The sequence below is a fragment of the Pseudonocardia zijingensis genome, assembly GCF_042657305.1.
GTDB classification, from domain to species: domain Bacteria; phylum Actinomycetota; class Actinomycetes; order Mycobacteriales; family Pseudonocardiaceae; genus Pseudonocardia; species Pseudonocardia zijingensis.
In genome coordinates, this window is sequence record NZ_JBHSKO010000001.1 from 1 (window position 1) to 26195 (window position 26195).

Annotated in this window: 28 protein-coding genes; 13 read left to right on the plus strand and 15 right to left on the minus strand. The window is 73.5% G+C overall.

From position 1 onward, the window contains the following. Positions 1–1106: 1106 nt before the first annotated feature. The 8 genes from ACFPL3_RS00005 to ACFPL3_RS00040 form a co-directional block, all read right to left on the minus strand. Complete coding sequence (locus tag ACFPL3_RS00005; protein ID WP_343939425.1) at positions 1107–3077, minus strand: DUF2264 domain-containing protein; 1971 nt, start codon at positions 3075–3077, stop codon at positions 1107–1109. Continuing rightward, a complete protein-coding gene (locus tag ACFPL3_RS00010) occupies positions 3014–3982 on the minus strand; it encodes a hydroxyacid dehydrogenase (RefSeq protein WP_343939427.1) in 969 nt (322 codons plus the stop codon). The genes ACFPL3_RS00005 and ACFPL3_RS00010 overlap by 64 nt, the downstream gene beginning before the upstream one ends. Before the next feature lie 29 nt (positions 3983–4011). Continuing rightward, complete coding sequence (locus ACFPL3_RS00015; protein ID WP_343939429.1) at positions 4012–4875, minus strand: carbohydrate ABC transporter permease; 864 nt, start codon at positions 4873–4875, stop codon at positions 4012–4014. Continuing rightward, positions 4872–5762 (minus strand): carbohydrate ABC transporter permease, encoded by an 891-nt coding sequence (locus ACFPL3_RS00020; protein ID WP_343939431.1) that lies wholly within the window; start codon positions 5760–5762, stop codon positions 4872–4874. Before ACFPL3_RS00020 ends, ACFPL3_RS00015 begins: the two co-directional genes overlap by 4 nt. Beyond that, entirely contained in the window at positions 5759–7063 is a 1305-nt protein-coding gene (locus ACFPL3_RS00025) for an ABC transporter substrate-binding protein (RefSeq protein ID WP_343939433.1), read from the minus strand. The genes ACFPL3_RS00020 and ACFPL3_RS00025 overlap by 4 nt, the downstream gene beginning before the upstream one ends. A gap of 114 nt (positions 7064–7177) precedes the next feature. Continuing rightward, positions 7178–8248, minus strand: a complete 1071-nt coding sequence (locus tag ACFPL3_RS00030) for a substrate-binding domain-containing protein (RefSeq protein WP_343939435.1) — start codon at positions 8246–8248, stop codon at positions 7178–7180. 38 nt (positions 8249–8286) lie between these two features. Continuing rightward, complete coding sequence (locus ACFPL3_RS00035; protein WP_343939437.1) at positions 8287–8538, minus strand: hypothetical protein; 252 nt, start codon at positions 8536–8538, stop codon at positions 8287–8289. Positions 8539–8624: 86 nt separating this feature from the next. Next, positions 8625–9764: an alkaline phosphatase family protein gene (locus ACFPL3_RS00040; RefSeq protein WP_343939439.1), complete on the minus strand. Its 1140-nt coding sequence runs from the start codon at positions 9762–9764 to the stop codon at positions 8625–8627. 43 nt (positions 9765–9807) lie between these two features. Between ACFPL3_RS00040 and mftF the strand changes: the two genes are divergently transcribed. From mftF to ACFPL3_RS00080, 8 genes are all read left to right on the plus strand, one after another. Then, positions 9808–11310, plus strand: coding sequence for a mycofactocin biosynthesis glycosyltransferase MftF (mftF, locus tag ACFPL3_RS00045; protein ID WP_379588328.1), 1503 nt, complete (start codon positions 9808–9810; stop codon positions 11308–11310). Between the two features lie 230 nt (positions 11311–11540). Further along, entirely contained in the window at positions 11541–12056 is a 516-nt protein-coding gene (locus ACFPL3_RS00050; RefSeq protein WP_343939445.1) for a (2Fe-2S)-binding protein, read from the plus strand. Between the two features lies 1 nt (position 12057). Next, entirely contained in the window at positions 12058–14541 is a 2484-nt protein-coding gene (locus ACFPL3_RS00055; protein WP_343939447.1) for a xanthine dehydrogenase family protein molybdopterin-binding subunit, read from the plus strand. Further along, positions 14538–15389 carry an FAD binding domain-containing protein gene (locus ACFPL3_RS00060; protein WP_343939449.1) on the plus strand — a complete coding sequence of 284 codons (852 nt, stop codon included), beginning with the start codon at positions 14538–14540 and terminating at the stop codon, positions 15387–15389. Before ACFPL3_RS00055 ends, ACFPL3_RS00060 begins: the two co-directional genes overlap by 4 nt. A gap of 74 nt (positions 15390–15463) precedes the next feature. Further along, positions 15464–16210, plus strand: a complete 747-nt coding sequence (locus ACFPL3_RS00065; protein WP_343939451.1) for an SRPBCC family protein — start codon at positions 15464–15466, stop codon at positions 16208–16210. An 82-nt stretch (positions 16211–16292) separates the two neighbouring features. Further along, positions 16293–16838 (plus strand): TIGR03086 family metal-binding protein, encoded by a 546-nt coding sequence (locus tag ACFPL3_RS00070; RefSeq protein WP_343939452.1) that lies wholly within the window; start codon positions 16293–16295, stop codon positions 16836–16838. Then, the gene (locus ACFPL3_RS00075; protein WP_343939454.1) at positions 16835–17164 is read left to right on the plus strand and encodes an ArsR/SmtB family transcription factor; all 330 of its coding nucleotides are present in this window, start codon (positions 16835–16837) and stop codon (positions 17162–17164) included. The genes ACFPL3_RS00070 and ACFPL3_RS00075 overlap by 4 nt, the downstream gene beginning before the upstream one ends. Further along, a complete protein-coding gene (locus ACFPL3_RS00080; RefSeq protein WP_343939455.1) occupies positions 17161–17649 on the plus strand; it encodes an SRPBCC family protein in 489 nt (162 codons plus the stop codon). The genes ACFPL3_RS00075 and ACFPL3_RS00080 overlap by 4 nt, the downstream gene beginning before the upstream one ends. Here ACFPL3_RS00080 and ACFPL3_RS00085 read toward each other — a convergent pair. The 4 genes from ACFPL3_RS00085 to ACFPL3_RS00100 form a co-directional block, all read right to left on the minus strand. After that, the gene (locus ACFPL3_RS00085; RefSeq protein WP_343939457.1) at positions 17621–18280 is read right to left on the minus strand and encodes an alpha-ketoglutarate-dependent dioxygenase AlkB family protein; all 660 of its coding nucleotides are present in this window, start codon (positions 18278–18280) and stop codon (positions 17621–17623) included. The genes ACFPL3_RS00080 and ACFPL3_RS00085 overlap by 29 nt on opposite strands. Then, positions 18280–18609: a hypothetical protein gene (locus tag ACFPL3_RS00090; RefSeq protein WP_343939459.1), complete on the minus strand. Its 330-nt coding sequence runs from the start codon at positions 18607–18609 to the stop codon at positions 18280–18282. Before ACFPL3_RS00090 ends, ACFPL3_RS00085 begins: the two co-directional genes overlap by 1 nt. Positions 18610–18851: 242 nt before the next feature. Next, complete coding sequence (locus ACFPL3_RS00095; RefSeq protein ID WP_343939528.1) at positions 18852–19298, minus strand: 2OG-Fe(II) oxygenase; 447 nt, start codon at positions 19296–19298, stop codon at positions 18852–18854. A 12-nt stretch (positions 19299–19310) separates the two neighbouring features. Further along, positions 19311–19550 (minus strand): hypothetical protein, encoded by a 240-nt coding sequence (locus ACFPL3_RS00100; RefSeq protein WP_343939461.1) that lies wholly within the window; start codon positions 19548–19550, stop codon positions 19311–19313. Positions 19551–19615: 65 nt separating this feature from the next. Between ACFPL3_RS00100 and ACFPL3_RS00105 the strand changes: the two genes are divergently transcribed. Both ACFPL3_RS00105 and ACFPL3_RS00110 read left to right on the plus strand, forming a co-directional pair. Continuing rightward, positions 19616–20623 (plus strand): P1 family peptidase, encoded by a 1008-nt coding sequence (locus tag ACFPL3_RS00105; RefSeq protein WP_343939463.1) that lies wholly within the window; start codon positions 19616–19618, stop codon positions 20621–20623. 43 nt (positions 20624–20666) lie between these two features. Then, positions 20667–20966: a polysaccharide deacetylase family protein gene (locus tag ACFPL3_RS00110; RefSeq protein ID WP_343939465.1), complete on the plus strand. Its 300-nt coding sequence runs from the start codon at positions 20667–20669 to the stop codon at positions 20964–20966. Between the two features lie 105 nt (positions 20967–21071). Here the strand turns inward: ACFPL3_RS00110 and ACFPL3_RS00115 are convergent, their stop codons facing one another. The 3 genes from ACFPL3_RS00115 to ACFPL3_RS00125 form a co-directional block, all read right to left on the minus strand. Beyond that, entirely contained in the window at positions 21072–21332 is a 261-nt protein-coding gene (locus ACFPL3_RS00115; protein ID WP_343939467.1) for a MoaD/ThiS family protein, read from the minus strand. A 7-nt stretch (positions 21333–21339) separates the two neighbouring features. Further along, positions 21340–22401, minus strand: coding sequence for a GTP 3',8-cyclase MoaA (gene moaA / locus ACFPL3_RS00120; RefSeq protein ID WP_343939469.1), 1062 nt, complete (start codon positions 22399–22401; stop codon positions 21340–21342). Positions 22402–22485: 84 nt separating this feature from the next. After that, positions 22486–23691 (minus strand): acyl-CoA dehydrogenase family protein, encoded by a 1206-nt coding sequence (locus tag ACFPL3_RS00125; RefSeq protein ID WP_343939471.1) that lies wholly within the window; start codon positions 23689–23691, stop codon positions 22486–22488. Between the two features lie 44 nt (positions 23692–23735). On the opposite strand from ACFPL3_RS00125, the gene ACFPL3_RS00130 reads away from it, so the two are divergent. From ACFPL3_RS00130 to ACFPL3_RS00140, 3 genes are read left to right on the plus strand one after another with little or no spacing between them, the layout of a single operon-like run. Next, positions 23736–24164, plus strand: coding sequence for a TOBE domain-containing protein (locus ACFPL3_RS00130; RefSeq protein ID WP_379588381.1), 429 nt, complete (start codon positions 23736–23738; stop codon positions 24162–24164). Positions 24165–24186: 22 nt separating this feature from the next. After that, positions 24187–25011: an ABC transporter permease gene (locus ACFPL3_RS00135; RefSeq protein ID WP_343939475.1), complete on the plus strand. Its 825-nt coding sequence runs from the start codon at positions 24187–24189 to the stop codon at positions 25009–25011. Further along, positions 25008–26129: a sulfate/molybdate ABC transporter ATP-binding protein gene (locus tag ACFPL3_RS00140; protein WP_343939477.1), complete on the plus strand. Its 1122-nt coding sequence runs from the start codon at positions 25008–25010 to the stop codon at positions 26127–26129. Before ACFPL3_RS00135 ends, ACFPL3_RS00140 begins: the two co-directional genes overlap by 4 nt. Positions 26130–26195: the final 66 nt, after the last annotated feature.

Below are 26195 nucleotides of genomic sequence, written 5' to 3' on the forward strand. Positions count from 1 at the left end.
CGGTGAGTGCACAGGCGAGCCCCGCAGCGGCACGTCCGACGGATCGGAACAAGGACACCACGGTCAGCGGAACGCTGGGTCAGAACGACCGCTGCGGGGCTCACCTACATCCTCACTGCGGAACGCGGCTGGGTTGGGGTTGGCGCGCTCCTCGACGGCGGCTCGCGTGGGCATGTCGGAGATGCACCACTTCGGGCCCGCCTCTTCCCGCGGGGTGCGGCCACTGAGCCCCGGGTGGGCGGCCTGCGCTTCGCGCGCTGCGGTCGGGCGCTGGGCCGGGTCTGAGGACAACCGATCCGGTGGGCGCGTTGCGAGATGCTCGTCGCGCCCTCCCGGACTCGTGGACGAGTACGTCCGGTCGGCTGCAGGGAGACTATCCGGTGGTCGGGAGCCGCGGAGGCTTTCAGCTGAACGCCGCTGGGAAGCCCTCCACAGCGAGATGACCCGGCGCGCCCCACGCAAGATCACCGCGCTGGCTGGGTTCCGCGGAACCCGACCGGGAAGACAGCCCCGATTGACGACGACGTAGGTCGGGATGGTTCGGGACCACAGGACAGTCGCGCAGGCACTCAGCAGCGACGGGCTCGTCGACGACCGCCGTGCCCTCCAGCCGGGGACGGCCGCCCGGGCAACCACGGGGTCCGGTAGTGAACCCAACCCGACCACCACGCCACCGGCTGTCGAGTTGCGAACCCAGGGACCGCATCGCGATCCTCGACCGCGGCTCGCGTCGGTGAGGAGATCGATCGATCCGGTGGACGCCCTGCGAGCACCTCCCGTCGCCTGCGGGGCTTGCCCGCGCAAGCCCGCTGGGCGGGCTGGGTTCCGCGGAACTCGGCCGGAGGAGACAGCTCCTCCGAAGGACGCCGATCCGGATGATCCGCGGCCACAGGAGGGTGGCGTGGGTACCCGGCGGCGACGGGCTCGTCGGGAACCGGCGTGCCCCCCAGCCGGGAACGGCCGCCCACGCAACCACGGGTCACGGGGGCGGGTTCCGCGGAACGCGGCGGGGGTGGGGTGGCGCGTCGGGTCGGTCTTGATCAGCGGGTTGGCGCGTTTCCCGACGCCAGATGTCGGCTTTCGCTCCCGCCCGGTGATCATGGGCCTCACGGCGTGGTGAGCACGACCGGCGCGTCGGATTCCCAGTCGCACGTGGTGCGGCTGCCGTCGGACCAGTCGATCGACACGCTGGTGCCGTCGACCGCCACCTGCGGCACGGCGGCGCCGGGTGCTGCGGTGAGCGTCGAGGCCGTGACCAGCAGCTCGCCGGCCCTGACGCTGCCGCGCAGGGTCGGCACGAGCGCCCATGCGCCGTAGGCCGTGCCCTGCGGGGCGCGGTCGACGCCTGCCGCGTCGAAGCCGTGGCAGCCGACGAGCCGGGTGGTCGTCTCCTTCGTGCGGACCTCGACCGTGACGCCGTCGACGTGGTCGTCGAGGTCCTGCGGGGTGGCGGCCGCGAGCGCCCATCCCGTCACCGTGACAGGAATGCCGGCGGGTACGGCCCGCAGCCGGTGGACGTGCACCTCCCAGGCGCCGCGGGCCACCACGAGGCTCTCGATGCGGCCCTGGGGGAGCACGGGGCCGGGCGCGCCCGGAAACCGGGGCTGGTGCCACGAGGCCACCCAGTCGGGACCGCTGCCGATGGGGTGGATCCGCCGCCGCACGCTGTCCTGGCCGCGCACGTGCAGGGCGACGTGGTTGTCGGCCGCGTTGCGCACGGCGGTGGGGCCGGTGCGGGTGGAGTAGGCGAAGCGCGCGTAGAGCGGGTCGGGCTCGGCGGTCTCGGCGTCCCACGGGTTCACGTGGTCGCTGCCGTGGTTGTGCACGCGGACCATCCCGTCGGCCTGCGTGGTCTGCACGAGCCAGCCGACGGACGGGATCGCGATCGTCCGGTCCGGTCCCGCGGCGGGTGGCGGCTCCTCGGCCGCCGTCCACAGCGGCGCGGTCTCCGGCAGCAGCAGGCCGATGAAGCCCTTGCTCGCCCAGTACGGCGAGGCGGGCCCGGAGTAGGGCTGCAGGCTCGCGTCGTGGGGGCCGTGCCAGCCACGGGAGAGGATCCCGTCGGTGAGGGCGCCGCGGTCGAGGAAGTAGCGCAGCCCGGCCGACAGGATCCGCCGTGTCTGGCCGGGGCGCAGCGGCGTCCACCCGACCACCTCGCCCAGCGCCACCGCCGACAGGGTGGCGACGCGGTAGGTGAGCGATCGGCCCTGGTGGAGCGGGGCGCCGTTGACGTCGAACGTGGCGGCGAACGAGCCGAGGAACTCCCGCAGCCGGGGGCCGAGGTGTTCCAGCTGCGCGGTGTCGCCGCGCAGGTGCGCGACCAGCACGGGGTAGAGGTGCATCGCCCAGCCGATGTAGTGGTCGAACGCGCGCCCGTCGCCGTCGCTGTACCAGCCGTCGCCGCGGTACCAGCCCTCCAGCAGCTCCAGGGCGCGGTCGATCGCACCTGCGGTCTCGGCGTCGCCGCGGCCGACCTCGTCGAGGAAGGCGGCCACCGCCATCGGGAACAGGTACCAGTTGTTCGGGGCGGGTTCGTGGCGCAGCGCGCCGCGCAGCCAGGCCTCGAGCCGGTCCTGCTCGGCGCCGTCGAGCCGGTCCCACGTCCAGCGCCGCGTGGTGAGCAGCCCGAGCGCCACGGACGCCGACTCGACCATCGGCTGCCCGCCCGGCCCGTGCGAGCCGATCGGCGGCCACCGGTCCGCGGCGTCGCCCGCGGGCCCGCTCACCAGGCCCTCGAGGTAGGGCTCGAGCGGGCGGGGGTCCTCGTCGCCCGCGGCGCGGAAGGCCGCGAGCAGGAAGGTGCGGGCGAACCCCTCGAGCCCGTCGGACGTGACGCCCGCCCGCGCCGGGGCGCCAGGCAGGTCGATCCGCCCGCCCCGCGGCGAGCGGAAGCGCTGGACGGCGGCGAGCAGGTCGTCGGCCACGGCGGTCCAGTGGCCGCGGGTCCAGCCGGTGTCGGGGCTCAGGTCGAAGTCGTCGGCGGAAATCAGGGCCTCCTCGATCGTGCGGGCGGTCAGGCGGTGAGCGGCAGCAGTTCGCGCCGGACGGGGTGGGCGAACGGCTGCCCCGCCGCCCACCGCTCCACCTCGGCGGCCGCGAAGTCGGCGAGGCGGCGCAGCTCGTTGCCCGTGGAGCCGGCGATGTGCGGGGTGAGCAGCACGCCGTCGCAGTCCCACAGCGGCGAGTCGGGGGGCAACGGCTCCGGCGTGGTCACGTCGAGCACGGCGCGCAGCCGCCCGGACAGAAGCTCGCGCTCCAGCGCGGCGTGGTCGACGATCCCGCCGCGCGCGGTGTTGAGCAGCGTGGCGCCGTCGCGCATCAGGCCGAGCAGCCGGGCGTCGACCATGCCCGTGGTGCTCTCCAGCAGCGGTGCGTGCAGCGACACCACGCGGGACCGGGCGAACAGCTCGTCGAGCCCCACCGGCTCGGCGCCGAGCGCACGGATCTCCCCGGCGTCGGCGTAGGGGTCGTGCAGGAGCACCTCGAGGTCGAACGGGCGCAGCAGGTCGGCCACGCGCCTGCCGATCAGCGACGCACCGAGCAGCCCGACGGTGGCGCCGTAGTTGCCCGCGTCGGGGTGGATCACGTTCCAGTCGCGCTTCACCCGCGCCGCGCGGAACTCCCGCGCGATGTCGGGCACCCGCTTGCCGGCGAGCAGGATCATCGCCACCGCGTACTCGGCCACCGGCAGGGCGTTGGCCGCGGCCGCCGAGCTGACGGCGATCCCCCGCTCCCAGCACGCCTCGCTGACGTGCCCGCGCACGCTGCCCGCCGTGTGGACGATCGCGCGCAGCCGCGGCGCGCCGGCGAGCACGTCCGCGGTGATCGGTGCGCAGCCCCACCCGGTGACGAGCAGCTCGACGCCTGCGAGGTCCGTTCCATCGAACCCGTCGAGCACGACGTCCGGGTCGATGTCGACCGCGGCCGCGATGCGTGCGACCGCGGCGGGGTACAGCACCTGCCGGGCGGACGTCGCGGACATGGCGAATGCGGCGCGTGGGTGGGGTGGCACTACTTCACGCTCCCCGCCGTGAGGCCCGACCGCCAGTACCGCTGCAGCATGAGGAACGCCACGACGAGCGGGATCAGCGCGAGCAGCGAGCCGATCACGACGAGCGGGTAGTAGTCCGGGAACGTCGTGGCCGCGCTGTTCCACGTGTAGAGGCCGAGACTGATCGGATAGAGCTTCTCGTCGGAGAGCATCACCAGCGGCAGGAAGAAGTTGTTCCAGATGGCGGTGAGCTGGAACAGGAACACGGTGACGAACCCCGGCCCCAGCATCCGCAGCCCGATGCGGAAGAAGATGTGCAGCTCCGACGCCCCGTCCACGCGCGCGGCCTCCAGCACCTCGCCGGGCACGTAGCCGGTGGCGAACATCCGCGCGAGGTACACGCCGAACGGGTTGAACAGCACGGCGATGAACACGGCCCACATCGTGTTGGCCAGCCCGAGCCGCGACGCGATCAGGTACATCGGCAGCGCCAGCACCGTGCCCGGGATCATCACCGAGATCAGCACGAGCGCGTAGGCCTGCTTCTTCCCGCGGAACTCGTACTTGGCGAACACGTACCCGGCCGCGGTGCTGATCAGCGCGCCGAGCCCGGCGCCGACCATGGCGTACAGCAGGCTGTTGGCGTACCAGCGCAGGTAGAGGCCGTCGTCCTCGGCGAGCAGCGCGCGGACGTTGCCGACGATGTCGAAGCTGCCCAGGTCGAGCAGCCGGCTGCTGAACAGGGCCTGCGTGTCCTTGGTGGCCGCGAGCAGCAGCCACAGCAGCGGCAGCAGCGCGTACAGGGTGGCGGCCGCGACCACGACGTTCGTGGTGATCGTGCCGCCGCTGGTGCCCCGCCGCACCCGTCGGTCGATGGTGGTCATGACCGGGCCCCCCGCGAGCTGAAGCGCGCCACCGCGTAGGACAGCAGGCAGCACAGGACGAGCAGCAGCACCGACGCCGCCGAGGCGAGCCCGTAGTTGCTGCGGTTGAAGGCCGCGTCGAAGATGTACATGTTCGGCGTGAACCGGGCGCCCACCAGCGGCGTGGCCTGCGCGAGCAGCATCGGCTCCGTGAACAGCTGCAGCGAGCCCACCAGCGTGAACATCGCGACGGTCACCACGGAGGCCCGCACCATCGGCACCTTGACGCGCAGCGCGGTGCGCACCGCCCCGGCGCCGTCCACCGCCGCGGCCTCCATCACCTCGCGCGGCACGGCCTGCAGGGCCGCGTAGAAGATCACGGTGTTGTAGCCGAGCCCGCCCCAGAGCGCGATGTTCACCAGCGACGGGATGAGCAGCGTCTCGCCCAGCAGGTCGATCCGGACGTCCGCGGCGGCCAGCCCGGCGAGGACGGGGCTGATGCCCGGTGTGTACAGGTACAGCCAGATGATCGCGGCGATGATCCCCGGGATCGCGTGCGGGAGGAACAGCACCGTCTGGGCGAACCGCCTGCCCCGGGCCAGCCCCGAATCCAGGAGCAGCGCCATCAGCAGCGAGCCCGCGACGAGCAGCGGGATGAACACCATGATGTAGACGAGGGTGACGCCGATGCTGCGCAGGAAGCTGGGGTCGGTGAGCACCACGGCGAAGTTGCGCAGGCCCACGAACACCGTGCGCGCGGTGCCGAAACCGAGGCCGGAGTGCGACGTGGAGAAGAAGCTCAGGTAGATCGCGTAGCCGGCAGGGACGACGAAGACGCCCAGGCAGAGCAGGGCGAACGGCACGAGCAGCACGGTCACGGCCGTGCGCTGGCCGGGCACGGTGGTCATCGGGCGACCACCGCCAAGCCCAGCGCGCGCATATCGGGCAGCGACTCCTCCTGGGCCCGTTCGAGTGCCTCGAGCACGGTGCCGCCGTAGCGGATCCGGGCCAGGCCCTCCTGGACGATCTGGTTGGTGGCGGTCATCCGCGGGCCCCAGACCCAGCCCTCGGGCACGATCGCGGCCTGCTCGCGGAACAGCGCGTAGACGTCCTGGCCGCCGAAGTAGCTGCGGTCGAACCCCTCGTCGGCCACGCCGACCAGGGCCGGGGCCGCCGGGTACATGCTGCTCGCGCCGCTGGACAGGCGGGCGCGGAACGCCTCGGGGTCGGTGACCATCCAGCGGAGGAACTCCATCGCCTCGGCCGGGTGGTCGCTGCCGGCGGTGACGGCGAACACCGACCCGCCCTTGACGCCGACGCGCGGATGGGCCGGGTCCCACTGGGGCAGCGGCGCCGCCGCCCACGTGCCGGCACCGCCGGGAGCGGAGCGCATGAGGGCCGCGGCCGCCCACGCCCCGTCGATGTAGGTGGCGACCGTTCCGTTCGCGATCGCCGCGTTCCACTGCTGGCTGCTGCCGGGCGCGACCTGCAGGAGGTCGTCGTCGACGAGCCGCTGCCAGAACTGGGCGACGCGGGTGCTGGCGGGGCCGGTGAAGTCGAGGTTCCAGCGGCCGCCGTCGGTGGAGAACCACCGTGCGCCCGCCTGGTCGGCGAACCCGGCCAGGTGCGGCGCGCTGTTGGTGAAGAACGTGCCGAGCCGGACGTCGGGCGCCGCGGCCTTGATCTCGCGTGCGGCCTGCTCGAACTCGGCCCACGTCGTGGGCACCGCGATGCCGTGCTGCTCGAACAGATCGCGGCGGTAGAACAGGACCATCGGCTCGATGTCGAGCGGCACCCCGTAGACCCGCCCGTCGAACGTGGTCTGGTCCCAGGCCTGCGGGAGCAGCGCCGCGCGGAACCGGTCGTCGATCCGGTCGGTCACGTCCAGCACGGCGCCGTCGAGCGCGAACGCGGGCAGGGCGTTGTACTCCAGCGTGGCGACGTCGGGCGCGTTGCCCGCGCGCGTGGCGTTGGTGAGCTTCGCGTTGGTGCCGCCGGTGCCGGTGGGCGTGACCTCGAGGTCCACCTGGATGTCGGTGTGGGTGGCGTTGAACGCGTCGACGACGGGCTGGGTGCCGCGCAGCGAGGACCAGTAGGTGATCACCGTGGGCCCGCCCGCGGACGGTGGTGGTGCCGCGCCCGAGCAGGCGGAGAGCGTGAGCGCGGCGGCGGCGACCGCACCGGCGAGCACGCGGGATCGATGGGGCATGGACGTTCCCCTCGTCATCGAGAGAGCGGTCATCGAGAGAGCGCTTTCCCTCACGATCGTGGAGGCGGGGGATCGCTGTCAAGGTCGAACGATCGAAATGATCGAACGATCAAATCAGGTGATCGTCCGAACCGATCCGCGGTCGACGAGCGCGGGCAGCAGCTCGACGTGCCGCACCGGTCCACCCCGCTCCACGCGGTCCAGCAGCAGCGCGAGCGCCTCGCGCCCGACCTCGCGCTTCGGCGGCGCCACCACCGTCAGTTCCGGGCCACCGAGGTTCGCGATCATGTCGTCGTAGGCGACGACCGAGAGGTCGTCCGGCACCCGGATCCCGGCCGCGTGCAGCTGCGTGACGAGGTTCAGCGCGTCCACGTCGCTGTGCGCGAAGAGCGCGGTGGCGCCGGTCTCCCGGATCGCCGCAGGCAGGTAGGGCATCGGCGTGGCCGGGTCGGGCGCCGCACCCGGGGCGCTGAGCAGCGGCTCGGCGAGCAGCGGCAGCCCGAGCGCGGGCACGAGGCGCAGGAACGCCTCCCGGATGGTGCGCGCCGTGGGGCTGTCGTCCCGTGCCGCGAGCAGGATCCGGGTGTGCCCGCGCTCGCGCAGGTGGCGCAGGGCGAGCAGCACCCCGCGGGTGTGGTCGGTGCGCACGGCGTCGAGCTCGGAGAGCACGCTGCCCACCGGCGCGAACCGCTCGACCAGCACCGTGGGCACGGGCGGTGCGTCGTGCGCGCCGGCGTCCGGGTCCTCCGCCGCGACCGTGGCGGCCGAGCGCCACCGCGGGATGACGAGCGCCCCCAGCGCACCGGGCACCGCGGCGGCGCGGCGCATCGCCGACCGCGTCGGCTCCCCTTCCTCCACGCCGAGCACCTCGCAGCACAGGCCCAGCTGCTGCGCCGACTCCCGCGCGCCGGTGACGATCTGCCCGAGGTAGGTGTTGTGCTGCGGGGCCATCAGCACCACGACGTCGGTGGTGGCCCGCGGCGAGCGCCCGGGCCGCCGGGCCGACGGCAGCCGCACCACGCCGTGGCTGCGGACCACCCGCTCGTCGCGGGCGAGCGCCTCGACGTCGCGGCGCAGCGTGATCGGCGAGACGTCGAACTCGCGGGCCAGCTCGGCCACCCGCGCCGGACCGCGGGAGCGCAGGATCGCGAGGATCCGCTCCTGCCGGGCGGACGGCTTGGTCACGTGCCGGGACGCTACCGCTGACCGCGGCCGCGGCGGTGTCAGGCCACGAGCTCCAGGCGGCCGGCGGTGGTGATCACGGCGGGGAGCCGCTGGCCCACCCCGCCCTCGACGGCCGGCGCAATCAGGCCGGCACGGACGAGCTTGTGCACCGCGTTCTGGTCGCAGCAGAAGCGCCCGTCGAGGTAGAGGTCGGGCTCCGAGCCCCACACGAGCTCGGCGGGGCCGCGTTCCACCGCGCGCAGGATGGCCCGATCACGGACGCTCAGCTCGACATCGACGACGAGCTCCATCGCGATCCCCCCGTTCAGCAGGTGCCCACCAGGGTGGATCAGCCGTGGAAGGGGTCGCCACAGAATTGAGGAACATCTGAGGTTCGTCAGGTGCCCGTGGCCACCAGGAGGGGAACGAGCTGCTCGTCGGGGGTGAGCGACCCGTGCTGGCCGGGCAGCCGGGAGAGGAACCTCTCCACCTTCGAGCGGATCACCGCCGTGCCGCCGCGCGCGGCGACCACGACGTCGCCGATGCGGTCGCGGGCGTGCGGGGCCAGCGGCGTGCCGAACCAGCCCTCGGCCACCGCCTGCTCGCGCGCCACCACCCACGCTCCGTCGCCCAGCACCGCCCGCCAGGTGGCGAACACGTCGTCCGCGGCCCCCGGCCGGACGTGGACGTACCGGGCGCGCGGGTCGCCGGACAGCTGGGCGACGCCGTCGGCCAGCACCGGGTCGGTGTCGGCGTCGAACCGGCGGTCGACCTCGACCATGCCGTGGTCGCCGGTGATCACGAGCACCGCGTCGGGCGGCAGGCGGTCGGCGACGAGCTCGGCGAGCCGGTCGACCTGGGCGAGCTGCAACCGCCACGGCAGGGAGCCGGGGCCGTGCAGGTGGCCCATCGCGTCGAGGTCGCGGTGGTAGCCGTAGCAGAGCTGCCGCCCGGGCCCGCCGATCGCGCCGAGCACCCCCGCGGCCAGGTCGCCGAGCGCGTACGTGCCGTGGAAGCGGCCCCCGCGCAGCACCGCGCGGGTGAGCCCGGACCCGTCGAACTCGCCCAGCGTCACCACCGTGACCGCGACGCCGTCGGCCGCCGCCCGCTCCAGCTCCGTCGGCACCGGCTGCACCTCCTCGGGCACGAGCCGCTCGCGCAGGTCGAGCCGCCCACCCTCCTCGGTCCAGCGGAGCGTGTTCAGCAGCTCGCCTCCGGTGAGCAGCGAGATCCCGAGCAGCCCGTGCGCCGCCGGTGGCACGCCCGTGGCGAGGGACGCGAGGCCGATCGACGTGCTCGACGGGAAACCGGACGTGACCGGGCCCGCGTCGGGCAGGCTGGCGAGGAAGGGCGCGTCGGCGGCGTGGCGGCGCAGCAGCTTGCTGCCCAGCCCGTCGACGAGCAGCACCGCCGCGGCGCGTGCGGGCGGCAGGTCGAGAGCGGGTGGCGCACCGGCCGTGCCGAGCGAGGCGAGCAGCGCGGGCAGCACCTCGGAGAGCGACCGGCGCCCGTACTCGGGGAGGAGGGGAACGTCCACGGAGCAAGCATCCCCCAGGTCGGGTGGATCTAGGCTCGGTCGCGTGGACGATGCACTGCCCCGTGGGGTCCGGGTCGCGCTCGATCGCCACGCCATCGCCGTCGACGACGGCACGGTCCTGTTCGGGGGCGCGCCGCCTCGGATGCTGCGGCTGTCCGCCGCGGCTGCCGCCCGGTTGCGCGACGGCGAGCTCGAGGTCTCCGACCCGACCTCGGCGGCGCTCGCCCGCAGGCTGCTCGACGCGGGCATCGCCCACCCGGTGGCCGCGCCTGCCGCCGCGATCCCGCCCGCGTCCGACGTCACGGTCGTCGTGCCGGTCAAGGATCGCGTCGAGGGGCTCACGCGGCTGCTGGCCGCCCTGCCGTCCGGGCTCGGCGCCACGATCGTCGTCGACGACGGCTCGGCCGACGCCGCGGGCATCCGCGCCGCCGCCGAACGGGCGGGCGCCGTGGTCGTGCGCCACCCGGAGGCCCGGGGGCCCGCGGCGGCCCGCAACGCGGGGCTGGCGGCCGCGCGCACCCCGCTCGTCGCCTTCCTCGACTCCGACGTGGTGCCCCGGCCCGGGTGGCTCGACCCGCTGCTCGCCGGATTCGCCGACCCGGCCGTGGCGCTGGTGGCGCCGCGGATCGTCGCGCTGTCGGCTCAGGGGTGGCTGGCCCGGTACGAGTCGGTCCGCTCCTCGCTGGACCTCGGGGCCGATCCGGCGCTCGTGGTGCCGAAGAGCCGGGTGGCCTACGTCCCGAGCGCCGCGATGGTGGTGCGGCGCGACGCCGCAGGTGCGGGTTTCGACGAGCGGATGCACGTGGCCGAGGACGTCGACCTCGTGCTGCGGCTGCACGAGTCGGGCCGGCGCGTGCGCTACGAGCCCGCGTCCCAGGTGGCCCACGACCACCGCACGAGCCTGCGCGCGTGGTGGCTGCGCAAGGCGTACTACGGCACGGGCGCGGCCCCGCTGTCGCTGCGCCACCCCGGATCCGTGCCACCGATGGTGCTGAACACCTGGTCCGCCGCGGTGGCCGTGCTGCTCCTGCGTGCGCGGCCGTGGTCGTTGCTCGCGGCGGTGGCCGTGGCGGCCGGGGCCACCGAGCAGCTCGCCCGCAAGCTCCCGGTGCGCGAACCGCGCCGGATCGCGGCCCGGCTGATCGGGCTCGGTGCCGTCGGCACGGTGGCGCAGACCGCCGACGCGGTCACCCGGCACTACTGGCCGCTGTCGCTGGCGGCGGCGCTGGTGTCACGGCGGGCGCGCCGCACGGTCGCGGCGATCGCGGTTGTCGAGGGCGTCGTGGACTGGTGGCGCAAGCGCCACCACCCGGACCGTCCCGGCCTGCCCGGATACCTCCTCGCCCGCAGGCTCGACGACCTCGCGTACGGCGGCGGGCTGTGGTGGGGGGCGCTGCGGAACCGCACGTCGGCCCCGCTGCGCCCGGTGGGGACCGCGCCGGAGGCGGAATCCGCTGTGGACGCACCGTCGGGTGATCGTCGCCGCCCGTCCGGACTGGTCCGGACAGGTGAACCTGCCCGGGTGATCAAACCGCCGATGCGGTGATCGGACCCGCTTGAATCCGCATCTGCGGATCGTTGACTGCTCCGTCTCGGTCAGTGCGTTGTCCCGTGCAGGAGAGGGCCGCATCGCCCTTGCATGGCCGATTGATCGGCGGTCTGATTGTGTGCGCCGCCACAACGTCGTGTGCGGCACCCGGGCGCAGCTCGGCTGCGTCCGGTGCGTCCAGTGCTGCTCTCGGTAGCGGCACCGCGCTCGTGGTGAGGAGAGGGCTCATGGCACAGGTTCGGGTCACCGTCGACGGCGTGGAGTACGTCGACGACGTCGAACCCCGCACGCTGTTGGTGTATTACCTGAGGGAGCGCCTGGGTAAGACCGGCACGGTCATCGGCTGCGACACCAGCAACTGTGGTGCCTGCACGGTGCACCTGAACGGGCAGAGCGTGAAGTCCTGCTCCGTGCTCGCGGTGCAGGCCGACGGCGCGGAGATCACGACGATCGAGGGGCTCGCCCGCGACGGCGAGCTGCACCCGGTGCAGAAGGCGTTCAACGAGTGCCATGCGCTGCAGTGCGGGTACTGCACCCCCGGCATGATCATGCAGGCGGTCGACCTGCTCAGCGACAACCCCGACCCCGACGAGCGCGCCGTGCGCGAGGGGCTCGAGGGCAACCTCTGCCGCTGCACCGGCTACCAGAACATCGTCCGCGCGGTGCAGAGTGCCGCCAAGGCGATGAAGCCCGGTGCCACGGCGCCGGTCGACACCCCCACCCCGGTGGCGGGAGGGCAGTGACGTGACCACGACCGCCGAACCCACCACACCCGGCGAGATCGGCCGCGCCCGTGTCCGCAAGGAGGACACGCGCCTGATCACCGGTCGCACCCGGTTCACCGACTCGATCACGCCGAGCGGCACCCTGCACATCTCCGTCGTCCGTTCGACGTTCGCCCACGCGCGGATCAACCGGATCGACACGTCCGCGGCCAAGTCGGCCCCCGGCGTCATCGGCGTCTACACCGCCGCCGACCTGGGCGTCGAGTCGGTCGGCCTGCCCAACGCGTGGCCGATCACCCCCGAGCAGAAGACGCCGCAGCGGCCGCTGCTCGCCGCCACCACCGTGCACTTCGCCGGGGAGGGCGTGGCCGTCGTCGTCGCCCGCTCGGCCGGGGAGGCCAGGGACGCCGCCGAGCTCGTCGACGTCGACTACGAGCCGCTCGAACCGGTGCTCGACATGGAGGCCGCCCTCGCCGACGGCGCCACCCTCGTGCACCCCGACCTCGGCACCAACGAGAGCGCCACCTGGGTGTTCGACTCCGGGGAGGCCGGCACCGGCGGCAGCGTCTCCGACGCGATCTCGGCGGCCGAGTCCGACCCCGACTCCGTGGTGGTGCGCCGCCGGTTCATCCAGCAGCGGCTCATCCCCGCGTTCATGGAACCGCGCTCTGTGGTGGTGGACCCGACCGGCGAGCAGATCACGTTCTACTCGTCCACCCAGGTCCCGCACATCCTGCGCACGATGACCGCGGTGACGCTCGGTGTGCCCGAGAGCAAGCTGCGGGTCATCGCACCGGACGTCGGCGGCGGGTTCGGCGGCAAGATCGGCGTGGTGCCCGAGGAGATGCTCTGCGTCGCGCTCGCGCAGAAGCTCGGCAAGCCGATCAAGTGGACCGAGACGCGCTCCGAGTCGCTGCTCACCGCCCACCACGGGCGCGACCAGATCCAGGACATCGCGATCGCGGCGAAGAAGGACGGCACGGTCACCGGCCTGGACGTCAAGCTGCTCGCCGACATGGGCGCCTACCTCGGCCTCGTCGGCGGCGGTGTGCCGATCCTCGGCGCGTTCATGTTCAACGCGATCTACAAGATCCCGGCGTACCGGTTCGCGTGCACCAACGTCTTCACCACGAAGACGCTCACGGATGCGTACCGGGGTGCCGGCCGGCCGGAGGCCACTTTCGCGATCGAGCGCATCATGGACGAGCTGGCGGTCGAGCTCGGCCGCGATCCCATGGACCTGCGCCAGCAGAACTGGATCAAGCACGAGGAGTTCCCGTTCAACACGGTGGCCGGGCTGACCTACGACTCCGGCAACTACGAGCAGGCCACGCAGCAGGCGATGGAGCTGTTCGACTACGCGGGGCTGCGCCGCGAGCAGGAGGAGCGGCGCCGGTCGGGCGACCCGGTGCAGCTGGGCATCGGCATCTCGACGTTCACCGAGATGTGCGGGCTCGCGCCGTCGCGGGTGCTCGGCTCGCTCGCGTACGGGGCAGGCGGCTGGGAGGCGGCGAGCATCCGCATGCTCGCCACCGGCAAGGTGGAGGTCATCACCGGTGCCTCCCCACACGGTCAGGGGCACGAGACGGCGTTCAGCCAGATCGTGGCCGACCAGCTCGGCGTGCCGTTCGAGGACGTCGAGATCCTGCACGGCGACACCCAGATCTCGCCCAAGGGCCTCGACACGTACGGGTCGCGTTCGCTCGCCGTGGGCGGCATCGCGATCGTCGACGCGGCCCAGAAGGTGATCGCCAAGGCCAGGAAGCTCGCCGCCCACATGCTCGAGGCGGACGAGAAGGACCTCGAGTTCTCGGGCGGCACGTTCACCGTGCGCGGCACCGACAAGGGCAAGGCCATCCAGGAGATCGCGTTCGCCGCGTTCGTGGCGCACGACCTCCCGGAGGGCATGGAGCCCTCGCTCGACGCCGACGCCGTGTACGACCCGGAGAACTTCTCCTTCCCGCACGGCACGCACCTCGCGGCGATCGAGGTCGACACCGAGACCGGGCACGTCGACCTGCGCAAGTACGTCTGCGTGGACGACGTCGGCACGGTGATCAACCCGCTCATCGTGGAGGGCCAGGTGCACGGCGGGCTCGCCCAGGGCATCGCACAGGCCCTGTTCGAGGAGGCCAACTACGACGAGCAGGGCACGCTGGTCAACGCCACGTTCGTCGACTACACGCTGCCCTCCCCGGCCGACCTGCCGAGCTTCGACACCCACGTCGTGAGCACGCCGGCCACCTCCAACCCGCTGGGTGTGAAGGGCGTCGGCGAGGCGGGCACGATCGCCTCCACGCCGGCGATCGTCAACGGTGTGATCGACGCCCTGCGCCACCTCGGCGTCACGGACGTCGAGATGCCGTGCACCTCGCAGCGCGTGTGGCGGGCCATCCAGGAGGCGAAGGGCCGCTCCACGCAGGAGACGCCGACCGACACCCACTCGCCGGGCGCGGGCCTCGGCTCGATCGACCCGAACAACCCACAGGGAGAGGTCCAGTGATCCCCGCCCAGTTCGACTACGTGCGGCCGTCGTCGGTGGACGAGGCGCTCCAGGCCCTGCAGGAGGCAGGCGACGACGCCAAGATCCTCGCCGGCGGGCAGAGCCTGATCCCGGTGCTGCGGCTGCGGCTCGCGGCACCCTCCGTGCTCGTGGACCTCGGTGGCATCGCCGAGCTGCGCGGGATCCGCGAGGACGGCGACCGGATCGCCATCGGCGCCATGACGTCGTACTACGACATCATCCGCGACGAGTCCGTGCAGCAGCACGTCGCGCTGCTCGCCCAGGCCACGGAGACCGTGGCCGACAACCAGGTGCGCCACCGCGGCACGCTCGGCGGCTCGCTCGCCCACGCCGACCCGGCAGGTGACCTCGGCGCCGTCGCGCTCGCCCTCGACGCAGAGCTCGTGGTCGCCGGGCCGGGCGGGCGCCGCACGGTGCCCGCGTCGGAGTTCTTCGTCGACTACTTCACCACCGCACTCGGCGAGGGCGACATCCTCACCGAGATCCGGTTCCCGAAGTACACGGGCTGGGGCAGCCACTACGAGAAGTTCAACCGCACGGCGCAGGCCTGGTCGATGGTCGCGATCGCGGCCGCCGTCCGCGTCGAGGGCGGCACGATCGCCGAGGCACGGGTCGGGCTCACCAACATGGGCACCACGCCGATCCGCGCCACCGGCGTCGAGCAGGCGCTCGTGGGCCAGCCGGCCACGGCCGACGCGGTGCGCGCGGCAGCCGAACGGGTCACCGAGGGCACCGCCGCGCCGAGTGACGCCGATGCCGCCGCCGACTACCGTGAACACCTGGCCAAGGTGCTCACGGGCCGTGCGGTGCTGGCAGCCGCAGGCTGACGCTCGTTCCGCAGGACGCCTGCTCTGGTCATCCGGGGCAGGCGTCCTGCGGCTTTGTGGAGGAGACGAAGAAGATGCAGTTGGAGAACAAGTTCACGATCGACGCGCCGATCGAGAAGGCGTGGGAGGCGCTGAACACGCCGGAAACGGTCGCTCCCTGCTTCCCGGGCGCCACCCTGCAGGAGTACGAGGGCGACTCGTTCACCGGCACCGTCAAGGTGAAGCTCGGGCCGATCTCGCTCACCTACAAGGGCAAGGGCACCTACGTCACCCGTGACGAGGAGAACCACAAGGTCGTCATCGAGGCGACCGGCCGTGACTCCCGCGGGAACGGCACGGCGAGCGCCACCGTCACCGGCACGATGGTCGCCGACGGTCCCACCCGCACGGCCGTCACGATGGTCACCGACATGACCATCACCGGCCGGCCCGCCCAGTTCGGCCGCGGGGTCATCTCCGACGTCGCCGACAAGATCATCGGCCAGTTCTCGTCGTGCGTGGCGAGCAAGCTGGTCCCCGAGGCGGAGAAGCCCGCCGAGGAGGCCAAGCCCGCCGCCTCCGCACCGTCGGGTTCGGAGGGCGCCGCAGCCCCCACCGGGCCGAGCGCGGGCAGCCAGACCAACGGCACCGGCGCCGCCACGGGCCCGGTGCTCGCATCGGCCCCCAAGACCCCGGCCACCAGCGCGATGCGCAGCGAGGTCGACGCGATCGACCTGCTCGACACCGCGGGCGCCCCGGTGCTCAAGCGCCTCGCCCCCGTCGCCGGGGGTGCGCTGCTGCTCCTGATCATCTTCCTGATCCGCCGCGCGCGCCGCAGCTGAGTTCCGCCACTCCGGTGAACGGGCTACCCGCCTGGTTCAGGGATCGCTAAATTTAGCGGTCCCTGAACCACGGGAGCGTGCGATGCAGGATCCGGTGAGCCTGTTCCGGGCGGCCGCGGGCCGCAGCGCCACGGTGCTGGCGGGCGTCACCGCTCACCAGCTCCGCGCACCGACGCCGTGCCAGGAGTGGACGGTGCAGCAGCTGGTGGACCACATGGCCGGTGGTCCGGCCTACCTGCTCGCGGCGGCGCGGGGTGGCGCGCCGGAGCCGGTGCAGGGCGTCACGGCCGACGAGTACCGCGCCTCGGTGGACGAGGCACTTGCGGCGCTGGCCGACCCCGACGTCCTCGCTCGCACGTGCGCGTCGCCGCTCGGGTTCGAGTGGACGGTGGCGGAGGCCGCGGCCGGCACGTTCATGGACACACTCGTGCACACCTGGGACCTCGCGGTGGCCACGGGCCAGGACAGCACGCTCGACCCGGCGCTCGTCGAGGCGTGCGTGGCGATGTTCCTGCCCGACATGCCCGAGCGCGGCCGGGCCGCAGGGCTCGTCGGGCCCGCCGTGCCCGTTCCCGCCGACGCACCCGCCCAGGCCCGGCTCCTGGGCGCGATGGGTCGGCGCCCGTGACGGAGGCGGCCCGCGAGGAGCAGATCCGGGCCCTCGCCCATCCCGGCAGGCGGGCGATGCTGCGCCTCGTGTGGCACGCCGAGCGGCCGGCCAGCGAGCTCGCCGAGGCGGCCGGGATGTCCAAGTCGGCCGCGAGCCAGCACCTCAAGCTGCTGCGCGACGCCGGGCTGCTCACCGTGCGCACCGACGGGAACCGCAGGCTCTACCGGGCCGACCTCGGCCGCGTCGCCGAGGTCGCCGCCTTCCTCGACGCGTTCTGGGCCGAACCGCTCGCCCGGTTGAAGAGCGCGGCCGAGGCCCGTGGCGCGCACAGGGCGTCGTCGTGAAGCTCGTGGTGCAGGAGCTGGTGATCCACGCCCCCGCGGCCGAGATCTACCGGATGCTGGTCGAACCACGTCTGTTCGTGCAGTGGATGGCGACCGAGGCCACCCTCGAGCCGGTCGTGGGCGGCACCGTGCGCTGGACGCACGCGAACGGCGACACCTGCTCGGGCCGCTACCTGGAACTGGTCCCGCACCGGCGCGTCGTGTTCACCTACGGCTGGGAGCGGGCCGAGGTCGGGATCCCGCCCGGATCGACCACCGTCGAGATCGTCCTCGTCCCCCACGGCCCCGGCAGCACGCGGCTGAAGCTCGTGCACCACGGCCTCGCCGACCCCGCCGCCGACGCCCACCACCACGGGTGGCACCACTACCTCGGCCGGCTGCGCGCCCTCGCGCACGGCGAGCCGCCTGGCCCGGACCCGCTCGCCGACCGCCGCGTGCCGTCCTTCACGGGCCGGATCAGCTCAGACCGGAAACCCGCAACGTGATGTTGAGTCGGCCCTCGGCGAGGCCGGTGTCGGGCACGTCGTGGGCGGGCAGCAGCTTCGGCACCCCGTGGTAGGCGAGACGGCTCTCGTCGCCGAACACCACGAGGTCGCCGGAGTGCAGCTCGACGTCCGTCCACGGCCGCCCGCGGTGCTCGGTGTTGCCGAGCCGGAACACGCACGGCGCCCCGATGCTGAACGACACCACCGGGTCGAACGCCTTCTCATCGCTGTCGCGGTGCAGGCCCATCCGCGCGGCCGGCCCGTAGTGGTTGATCAACGCGATGTCCGGGCGGTAGCCGCGGGCGCGCTCCGGGTCGCCGTAGGCGTCGGCGAGGGCCTGCCGGCCCAGGTCGCCCAGCCACTCCGGGAACGGCGCGACCGGCGATCCGTCCTGGTCGTCGCGGGTGCGGGAGTAGCGGTACGGGTACCAGTGCCACCCGAGGCAGACGCTGCGCACCGACATCTGCCCGCCGTTCGGCAACACGGCCGCCCGGATCCCCGGCCCCTCGCTCGCCCACTCCCGGCAGGCCCGCACGAGCTCCCGCTGGCGGTCGAGGTCGAGCCAGTCCGGCACGTGCACGGCGCCGGGGGCGAGCACGCGCCGCTCCCGGGGGACGAGCTCGAGCACCATCACTCCGCCCAGAGCTGCCCGTTCGACAGGTAGATGCGCTCCCGCGGCCGCCGCTCGACGGACATGCTCTCGTAGAGGTGCACGAGCATCATCTTGATCCCGGCCTCCGGTTCGGGGTCGTCGGGCCACAGCGACCGGGCATCCCGGCCGGTGGCGTGGACGGCGGCATCGAACTCCTCCTCGGTGAAATCGAGCAGGAGCGGCGGGTCGAACCGGTCGTCGTGGTACTTCACCAGGTGGCGCCGACGGTGCTCGTCCGGACCGGTGAACACGGCGTGGTCGCTCTCCTCGACGGTCTTCACGAAGCGGTCCAGGTACGCGACGCCCATTGAGTCCCTCGCGATCCTCATTCGGCCCAGATCTGCCCTTCGGAGATGTACACGCGCCGGCTCGGGCGCCGCAGCCGGTTCCACGGCCATGATCACGGCTTTGGCGCAAAAACGGGCGAAATCGACCCGGGAATGCGCCAACTCTCCGATCATGGGTGTGGCGATGGCTGAGATTGTGCTCCAGATCGCCGCGAGAGCGACCGTTTGGCCCTGGTTGCCGCGGAGGCCCGGCGAACCGCAACTCACCGCGCGTTGTGGAAGATGATCCCGAGCACGTGCCTGCTGCCGCTGTGCACAGCGCTCACCCCGTGCCGCATCTGCACGCGGTGGAACCCGCGGGAGCCGCGCTTCGGCCGGTGGTGCACCGGGAAGACGACCGCCTCCCCCTGCCGCGGGCGCAGGACGATCGGGCGCGACTGCTGGCGCGGCCGCTGCTCGACGAACACGCTCTCGCCGCCGGTGAAGTCCTCGTCGGGGCGGCTGAGCATCACCAGGAACTGCAGCGGGAAGGTCAGCTCGCCGTAGACGTCCTGGTGCAGGCAGTTGTAGCCGCCCGGCCCGTAGCGCAGCACGAGCGGGGTGGGGCGGTGCTGCCCCGCCGCGGCGCACTCGGCCAGCAGCCCGCCGAGCTCGGTCGGGAACGTCCGCTCGCCCAGTCGCTCCGCCCAGGTGTTCGCGATCCGCGCCAGCGGCGGGTAGAGCTATTCGCGCAGCTGCTGCACCAGCGGGGGGAGCGGGTCGGCGAAGTAGCGGTAGCTGCCCTCGCCGAACGCGTGGCGCGCCATCACCACCGTGCTGCGGAAGCGCGCGTCCTCGTCGAACATCGCGATCACCTCCGCGCACTGCGCGGGGGTCAGCAGCGGTGGGGTGCTCGCGACGCCGTCGGTGTCGAGGCGCTCCTGCAGCGCGGGGAGGTCGAGTCGGTCCAGCACGGCTGTCATACCTCCACCCTCGCGTGCCCGGTACGGGCTCGCTGGCGGGAATCGGCCGGCTGGATGATGATCGCATGCGTCCCGGACCGCTCAACGCCCTGACCGACGTCCCCGGCCTGCGGGTCGGCCACGCCTCGCTCGACGGCCCCGGCGCGCTGAGCGGCACCACCGTGGTGCTGGCCCCCGAGGGCGGGGCCGTGGCGGGCGCCGACGTCCGCGGGGCGGCGCCGGGCACGCGGGAGACCGATCTGCTGCACCCGGGCGCCATGGTGCAGCGCGTGCACGCGATCGTGCTCAGCGGCGGCAGCGCCTACGGGCTCGCTGCGGCCTGCGGGGTGATGGCGCGTCTGGAGGAGGCGGGCGTCGGTTTCCCGGTGCCGGGCGGTGTGGTGCCGATCGTCCCGGGGGCCGTCGTGTTCGACCTCGGCCGCGGTGGCGACTTCTCCGCCCGCCCGGACGCGGCCACCGGCGCCGCGGCCTACGACGCGGCCGCGGACGGACCCGTTCCGCAGGGCGTGGTCGGCGCCGGCACCGGTGCCCTCGCCGGCGGCCTCAAAGGGGCTGTCGGGACGGCGAGCGCGGTGCTCGACGACGGCGCGATCGTCGCAGCGCTGGCCGTGGTCAACGCGGCGGGCTCACCGGTCGACCCGGCCACCGGCCTGCTGTTCGGCGCACGCGTGGGGCTGCCCGGTGAATTCCCCGCGGTCGACGTCGCCCCCGACGCGCTCGCCGAGCTGCGCGCCGCGCCCCGCCCGCCGTCGCTCGGCACCAACACGACGCTGGCGGTCGTCGCCACAGACGTCACGCTCGACAAGGCGGGCTGCGCCCGCCTGGCCACCATGGGGCACGACGGGCTCGCGCGCGCGATCTCGCCCGCCCACACGGCCAGCGACGGTGACGCGATCTTCGGGCTCTCCACGGCCGCGCGGCCGGCGCCGGACCTGCGGGGGCTCGTCGCGCTGCACGCGGCCGCGGCCGACGTCGTCAGCCGGGCCATCGTGCACGGGGTGCTGGCCGCCGAGTCGGTGACGACGCCTGCCGGCACGTGGCGGGGCTACGGGGACGTCGTCGGCCTGCGCTGACTCCTGCGGCGGTGTGTACTGCCGTATGGCCGAGGAAATCTTCGTGGCGTTCGGAATCCTGCCGGCCACGTGGTTCTGGCCGGGCCACTCGATCGAGACGTTCCCGGAGCAGTTCGACGAGGTCGTCGCCGCCGGGTACGAGGTCGGCGTGCACGGCTACAGCCACGAGAACCCGATCGCGATGACCCGTGAGCAGGAGTCGGACATCCTCGACCACTGCATCGAGCTCATCACGCAGCGTTCCGGCCGCCGTCCCACCGGCTACGTCGCGCCGTGGTGGGAGTTCTCGCGGGTGACGAACGAGCTGCTCGTCGAGCGGGGCATCACGCGGGCCGGCAGCTGATGCCCTCCTCCGAACGCCAGCAAGGTGGCTTTACTGGCGCAATATGCCAGTAAAGCCACCTTGCTGGCACAAGGGCGCGGCGGGCGCACCCCGCCACGGAACGCCTCAGCCGCCCGCGAAGGGGGGCAGGACGTCCAGCGTGGCCCCGGCGGGCAGCGGGGTGGCGCGGTCGCGGACGGCGACCTCGTCGAGCAGGAAACTGCAGCGGTCGAGCACGCGGCCCAGCTCGGCGCCGTGGCGGGTGCGGATGGCCCGGACGGCGTCGTCGACGGTGCCTGCCACCTCCAGCGACTCGGTCTCGACGCCGGCGGCGGCGCGGGCGGCCGCGAAGTAGCGGACGGTGAGGGTGGCGGTGGTGGTCGTCATCCTCCGGTCATCCTCCGATCGCGCTCATCGGGCGGTCCGGCTGCAGGAAGCCGGGGTCGTCGATCCCGTGGCCGGCGAGCTTGCCCCACATGGCGTACCGCCAGGTGTCGGCGATCTCGTCGTCGGACGCCCCGCCGCGCAGCAGTGCGCGCAGGTCGGTCTCGGTGCGGGCGAACAGGCAGGAGCGGATCTGGCCGTCGGCGGTGAGCCGGGTGCGGTCGCAGGCGCCGCAGAACGGCATGGTGACCGACGCGATCACGCCGACCGCGGCCGGCCCGCCGTCCACCAGCCACCGCTCGGCCGGTGCGCCGCCGCGCTCGCGGGGGTCCGGGGTGAGCGTGAAGCTCTCCCGCAGCCGTTCCATCACCTCGCCCGCGGTGATCATCTCCGAGCGTTCCCAGCCGTGCTGGGCGTCGAGCGGCATCTGCTCGATGAAGCGCAGCTCGTAGCCGTGGTCGACGGCGAACCGCAGGAGTGGCACGGCCTCGTCGTCGTTCACGCCGCGCAGGAGCACGGTGTTGATCTTGATGGGGTCGAGCCCGGCAGCGCGCGCGGCGGCGAGCCCGTCCAGCACGTCGGAGAGGCGGTCGCGGCGCGTGATCGTGGCGAAGCGGTCGGGCCGCAGCGTGTCCATCGACACGTTGAGCCGGTTGACGCCCGCCGCGGCCAGGGCCTCCGCCCTGCGGGCGAGCCCGATGCCGTTGGTGGTGAGCGAGATGTCCGGCCGGGGTTCCAGCGCGGCCGACGCGGCGATGAGGTTCTCCAGGCCGCGGCGCAGGAGCGGCTCACCGCCGGTGAAGCGCAGCTCGTGCACGCCGAGGTCGCGCACCGCGATCGTGATGAGCCGCATCAGCTCGTCATCGGTGAGCTGCTCGTCGCGCGGCATCCAGTCCAGGCCCTCGGCGGGCATGCAGTAGGTGCAGCGCAGGTTGCAGCGGTCGGTGAGGGAGATCCGCAGATCCGTGGCGACCCGGCCGAACGAGTCGACGAGCCGCGGGTCGGCGGGGCGCGCCGGATCGCGGCGGGCGTTGCCCCGCACCGCCGGGAGTCCGAGCTCGGTAGGCGTCACGCCACGAGCGTAATAGCCGTGGACCCGACATGATCCGAACTCCGCACACGCGCTGCAATGCGCGGGAAAACGCCGCAGGTGCGCTCAGGCGTGGCGGCCCAGTTCCTGGCGGGCGACCGTGCGCAGGTGCACCTCGTCGGGGCCGTCCGCGAGGCGCAGGGCCCGGGCCCAGACGTAGAACGACGCCAGCGGCACGTCGTCGCTCATCCCGGCGCCGCCGTGCACCTGGATGGCCCGGTCGATCACGTCGCAGGCCATGCGCGGGCAGACGGCCTTGATCGCGGCGATCTCGGAGGCGGCGCCCTTCGAGCCGTACCGGTCGATGAGCCAGGCCGTCTTGAGGACCAGGAGCCGGGCCTGCTCCACCTCGATGCGTGAGCGCGCGATCTGCTCGCGCACCACGCCCTGGTCGGCGAGCGGACGGCCGAACGCGGTGCGGGAGGCGGCGCGGCGCACCATGAGGTCGATCGCGCGCTCGGCCATGCCGATGAGGCGCATGCAGTGGTGGATCCGGCCGGGTCCGAGCCGGGCCTGCGCGATGGTGAAGCCGCCGCCCTCCTCGCCGAGCAGGTTCGACACCGGCACGCGGACGTCGTGGAACGCCAGCTCGGAGTGCCCGTGCTGGTCCTGGTAGCCGAATGTCGGCAGGTGTCTCTTGATCTCGAGCCCGGGGGTGTCGCGGGGCACGAGCACCATCGACTGCTGGCGGTGCTTCGCCGCGTCCGGGTCGGTCTTGCCCATGACGATGAAGATCTTGCAGCGGGGATCGGCGCTGCCGGAGATCCACCACTTGCGCCCGGAGATCACGTACTCGTCGCCGTCGCGGCGGATCCGGGTCTGCACGTTCGTGGCGTCGGAGGAGGCGACGTCGGGCTCCGTCATCGCGAACGCCGAGCGGATCTCGCCCTCCAGCAGCGGTTCGAGCCAGTGCTGCTTCTGCTCGGGGGTGCCGAACAGGTGCAGCGTCTCCATGTTGCCGGTGTCCGGCGCCTGGCAGTTGATCGCCTCCGGTGCGATCGTCGGCGACCACCCGGACACCTCGGCCACCGGGGCGTACTCGAGGTTGGACAGGCCCGAGACGCTCGGCAGGAAGAGGTTCCACAGGCCGCGGGCGCGGGCCTCCGACTTGAGGTCCTCGACCACGGGGGGCAGGTCCCACTCCTGCGGCGTGCCCCGGCGCTCCGCGCGGAACCGCTCGTACTCGGCCTCGGCCGGCAGCACCCGCTCGTCGAGGAACGCGCGCATGCGCTGGGTGTGGTCGGCGGCCGCGGCGCTGGGTTCGAAGTCCACGGCTGCACCCAACCACAGGGAGGGACGGCGGTGGTCGCGCTCGCATCCGCGGAACTATCCTCGCGTTCGTGCCGCAGTTCAGGATCGCCGAGGCCGCCCGCCTGCTCGGTGTCAGCGACGACACCGTGCGCCGCTGGGTCGACGCGGGCACGCTGCCGGTCCGGGCCGACGCGTCCAACCGCAAGGTCATCGACGGTGCCGCGCTCGCGGCGTTCGCGCGGGAGCACGCGGCCGCGCCCCCCGACCCGTCGGACGTGCAGCGCTCGGCACGCAACCGCCTCGTCGGTCTCGTCACGTCGGTGGTGGCCGACCGGGTGATGGCGCAGGTGGAGATCCAGTGCGGTCCGCACCGGATCGTCTCCCTCATGTCCAGCGAGGCCGTGCGGGAAATGGGTCTGGAGCCGGGTGTGCTCGCCGTGGCCGTGATCAAGTCGACCACGGTGGTGGTCGAGACCCCGGGATCGGGCTCGTGAGCGCGGCGGGCTCCGGCACACCGTGACGCGCCCCGCCGTCCGCCGGTCCGACGATCACGACACCGGAGTCGGGCTGCCCCGGCTGCTCTGGGTGCCCGCCGCGCTGGGGTTCGCGCTGATCGCGCTGCCCGTCGTCGGGCTGGCACTGCGCGCCGACTGGCCCCGGCTGCCGGAGCTGCTGCTCAGCGAGTCCGCGCTCGACGCGCTACGCCTCTCCCTGTCCACCGCCACGTTCTCGACGGCCCTGTGCATCGTGCTCGGCGGGCCGCTCGCCGTGGTGCTCGCGCGGGGGCGGGTGCGCGGCCTGCGGGTGCTGCGGTCGGTGGTGCTGCTCCCGCTGGTGCTGCCGCCCGTGGTGGGTGGGCTCGCGCTGCTGTTCCTGCTCGGCCGCACCGGGCTGGTCGGGCGGGCGCTCGACGTCGCCTTCGGGATCACGGTGCCGTTCACCACGGCGGCAGTGGTGCTCGCGCAGACGTTCGTGGCGCTGCCGTTCCTCGTGGTGAGCCTGGAGGGGTCGCTGCGCACCGCGGGCCGCCGCTACGAGGCGGTGGCGGCCACGCTCGGCGCCGCCCCGTGGCTCGCGTTCCGGCGGGTCACGGTGCCGCTGGTGCTGCCGGGCCTGGCCTCCGGTGCCGTGCTGGCGTTCGCCCGGTGCCTCGGCGAGTTCGGCGCGACGATCGCGTTCGCCGGCAGCCTGCAGGGCACCACGCGCACCCTGCCGCTGCTGGTCTACCTGGAACGCGAGACCGACGTCGACGCCGCGGTGGCCCTCTCGCTGCTGCTGGTCGTGGTGGCTGTGCTCGTCATCGCCGTGGCCCGGCCCCGCACCGCGGAGGGGTTGCGGTGACCGCGCTCGACGCGCGCGTCGTGGTGCGGAGGGCGGCGTTCGCGCTGGACGTCGAGCTGCGGGCGGAGCCGGGTGAGGTGCTCGCCGTGCTCGGGCCGAACGGTGCGGGCAAGTCGACACTGCTCGGCGTGCTGGCCGGCCTGCTGCGCCCGGACGCCGGGCACGTCCGCCTCGGGGACACCACGGTGGCCGACCCGGCGGCGGGCGTCCACGTGCCGCCGCACCTGCGCGGGGTGGGGCTCCTCGCGCAGGAGGCCCTGCTGTTCCCGCACCTCACGGCGCTCGGCAACGTCGCGTTCGGGCCGCGCGCCCGTGGCGTGCCGCGCCGGGAGGCGGAGCAGCGGGCGGGCGAACTGCTCGCTGCCGTCGACGCGGCCGAGCTCGCCGATCGCCGCCCCGCGCGGATGTCGGGCGGGCAGCAGCAGCGGGTGGCGCTCGCCCGTGCCCTCGCGCCCCGCCCGGACCTGCTCCTGCTCGACGAACCCCTCGCGGCCCTGGACGTCGACGCCACGCCGGCGATGCGCGCGTTGCTGCGACGGGTGGTGCGCGCGTCCGGTCAGACGGCCGTGCTCGTGACGCACTCCGCGCTGGACGCGCTCGTGCTCGCCGACCGCGTCGTGGTGCTCACCGACGGCCGGATCGTGGAGCAGGGACCCACGCGGGAGGTGCTGGCCCGGCCGCGCAGCCCGTTCACCGCGCGGATCGCCGGACTCGACCTCGTGCCCGGCACCGCCTGCCCGGACGGGCTGCGGACCTCCGACGGCACGGTGGTCGCCGGCCGCGACGGCGACCTCGCCGACGGGGAACCCGCGGTGGCGGTGTTCCCGCCGTCGGCCGTGGCGGTGTTCTCCGAGCGGCCGCACGGCAGCCCGCGCAACGTGTGGCCGGTGCAGGTCACCGCGGTCGAGCCCCACGGCGACATCGTGCGGCTGCGGGCCACCGCGGCCCCCGGCGGCCCGGGGTGGCTGGACGGCCTCGCCGCCGACGTCACCCCGGCCGCCGTGGCGGAGCTCGCCGCGGAGCCGGGCTCGCGCCTGTGGTTCGCGGTGAAGGCCACCGAGGTGGCGATCCACTCCGCGGGTGTCAGGACGGCGGAGGCGGATCGAACTCGATCGTGAAGACCGCGGGTTGAGGCGACGTGAGGGCAAAGCGTCGCCGCCCCCGCCGATCACGGCGGGCGCGGC

Excerpts from the sequence above, each read along its gene's own strand:
- ACFPL3_RS00010 (WP_343939427.1), bottom strand. The coding sequence starts at position 3,982 with ATGTCCGCGACGTCCGCCCGGCAGGTGCTGTACCCCGCCGCGGTCGCA.
- ACFPL3_RS00015 (WP_343939429.1), bottom strand. The coding sequence starts at position 4,875 with ATGACCACCATCGACCGACGGGTGCGGCGGGGCACCAGCGGCGGCACG.
- ACFPL3_RS00020 (WP_343939431.1), bottom strand. The coding sequence starts at position 5,762 with ATGACCACCGTGCCCGGCCAGCGCACGGCCGTGACCGTGCTGCTCGTG.
- ACFPL3_RS00025 (WP_343939433.1), bottom strand. The coding sequence starts at position 7,063 with ATGCCCCATCGATCCCGCGTGCTCGCCGGTGCGGTCGCCGCCGCCGCG.
- ACFPL3_RS00035 (WP_343939437.1), bottom strand. The coding sequence starts at position 8,538 with ATGGAGCTCGTCGTCGATGTCGAGCTGAGCGTCCGTGATCGGGCCATC.
- ACFPL3_RS00050 (WP_343939445.1), top strand. The coding sequence starts at position 11,541 with ATGGCACAGGTTCGGGTCACCGTCGACGGCGTGGAGTACGTCGACGAC.
- ACFPL3_RS00065 (WP_343939451.1), top strand. The coding sequence starts at position 15,464 with ATGCAGTTGGAGAACAAGTTCACGATCGACGCGCCGATCGAGAAGGCG.
- ACFPL3_RS00070 (WP_343939452.1), top strand. The coding sequence starts at position 16,293 with ATGCAGGATCCGGTGAGCCTGTTCCGGGCGGCCGCGGGCCGCAGCGCC.
- ACFPL3_RS00085 (WP_343939457.1), bottom strand. The coding sequence starts at position 18,280 with ATGGTGCTCGAGCTCGTCCCCCGGGAGCGGCGCGTGCTCGCCCCCGGC.
- ACFPL3_RS00090 (WP_343939459.1), bottom strand. The coding sequence starts at position 18,609 with ATGGGCGTCGCGTACCTGGACCGCTTCGTGAAGACCGTCGAGGAGAGC.
- ACFPL3_RS00100 (WP_343939461.1), bottom strand. The coding sequence starts at position 19,550 with ATGACAGCCGTGCTGGACCGACTCGACCTCCCCGCGCTGCAGGAGCGC.
- ACFPL3_RS00105 (WP_343939463.1), top strand. The coding sequence starts at position 19,616 with ATGCGTCCCGGACCGCTCAACGCCCTGACCGACGTCCCCGGCCTGCGG.
- ACFPL3_RS00115 (WP_343939467.1), bottom strand. The coding sequence starts at position 21,332 with ATGACGACCACCACCGCCACCCTCACCGTCCGCTACTTCGCGGCCGCC.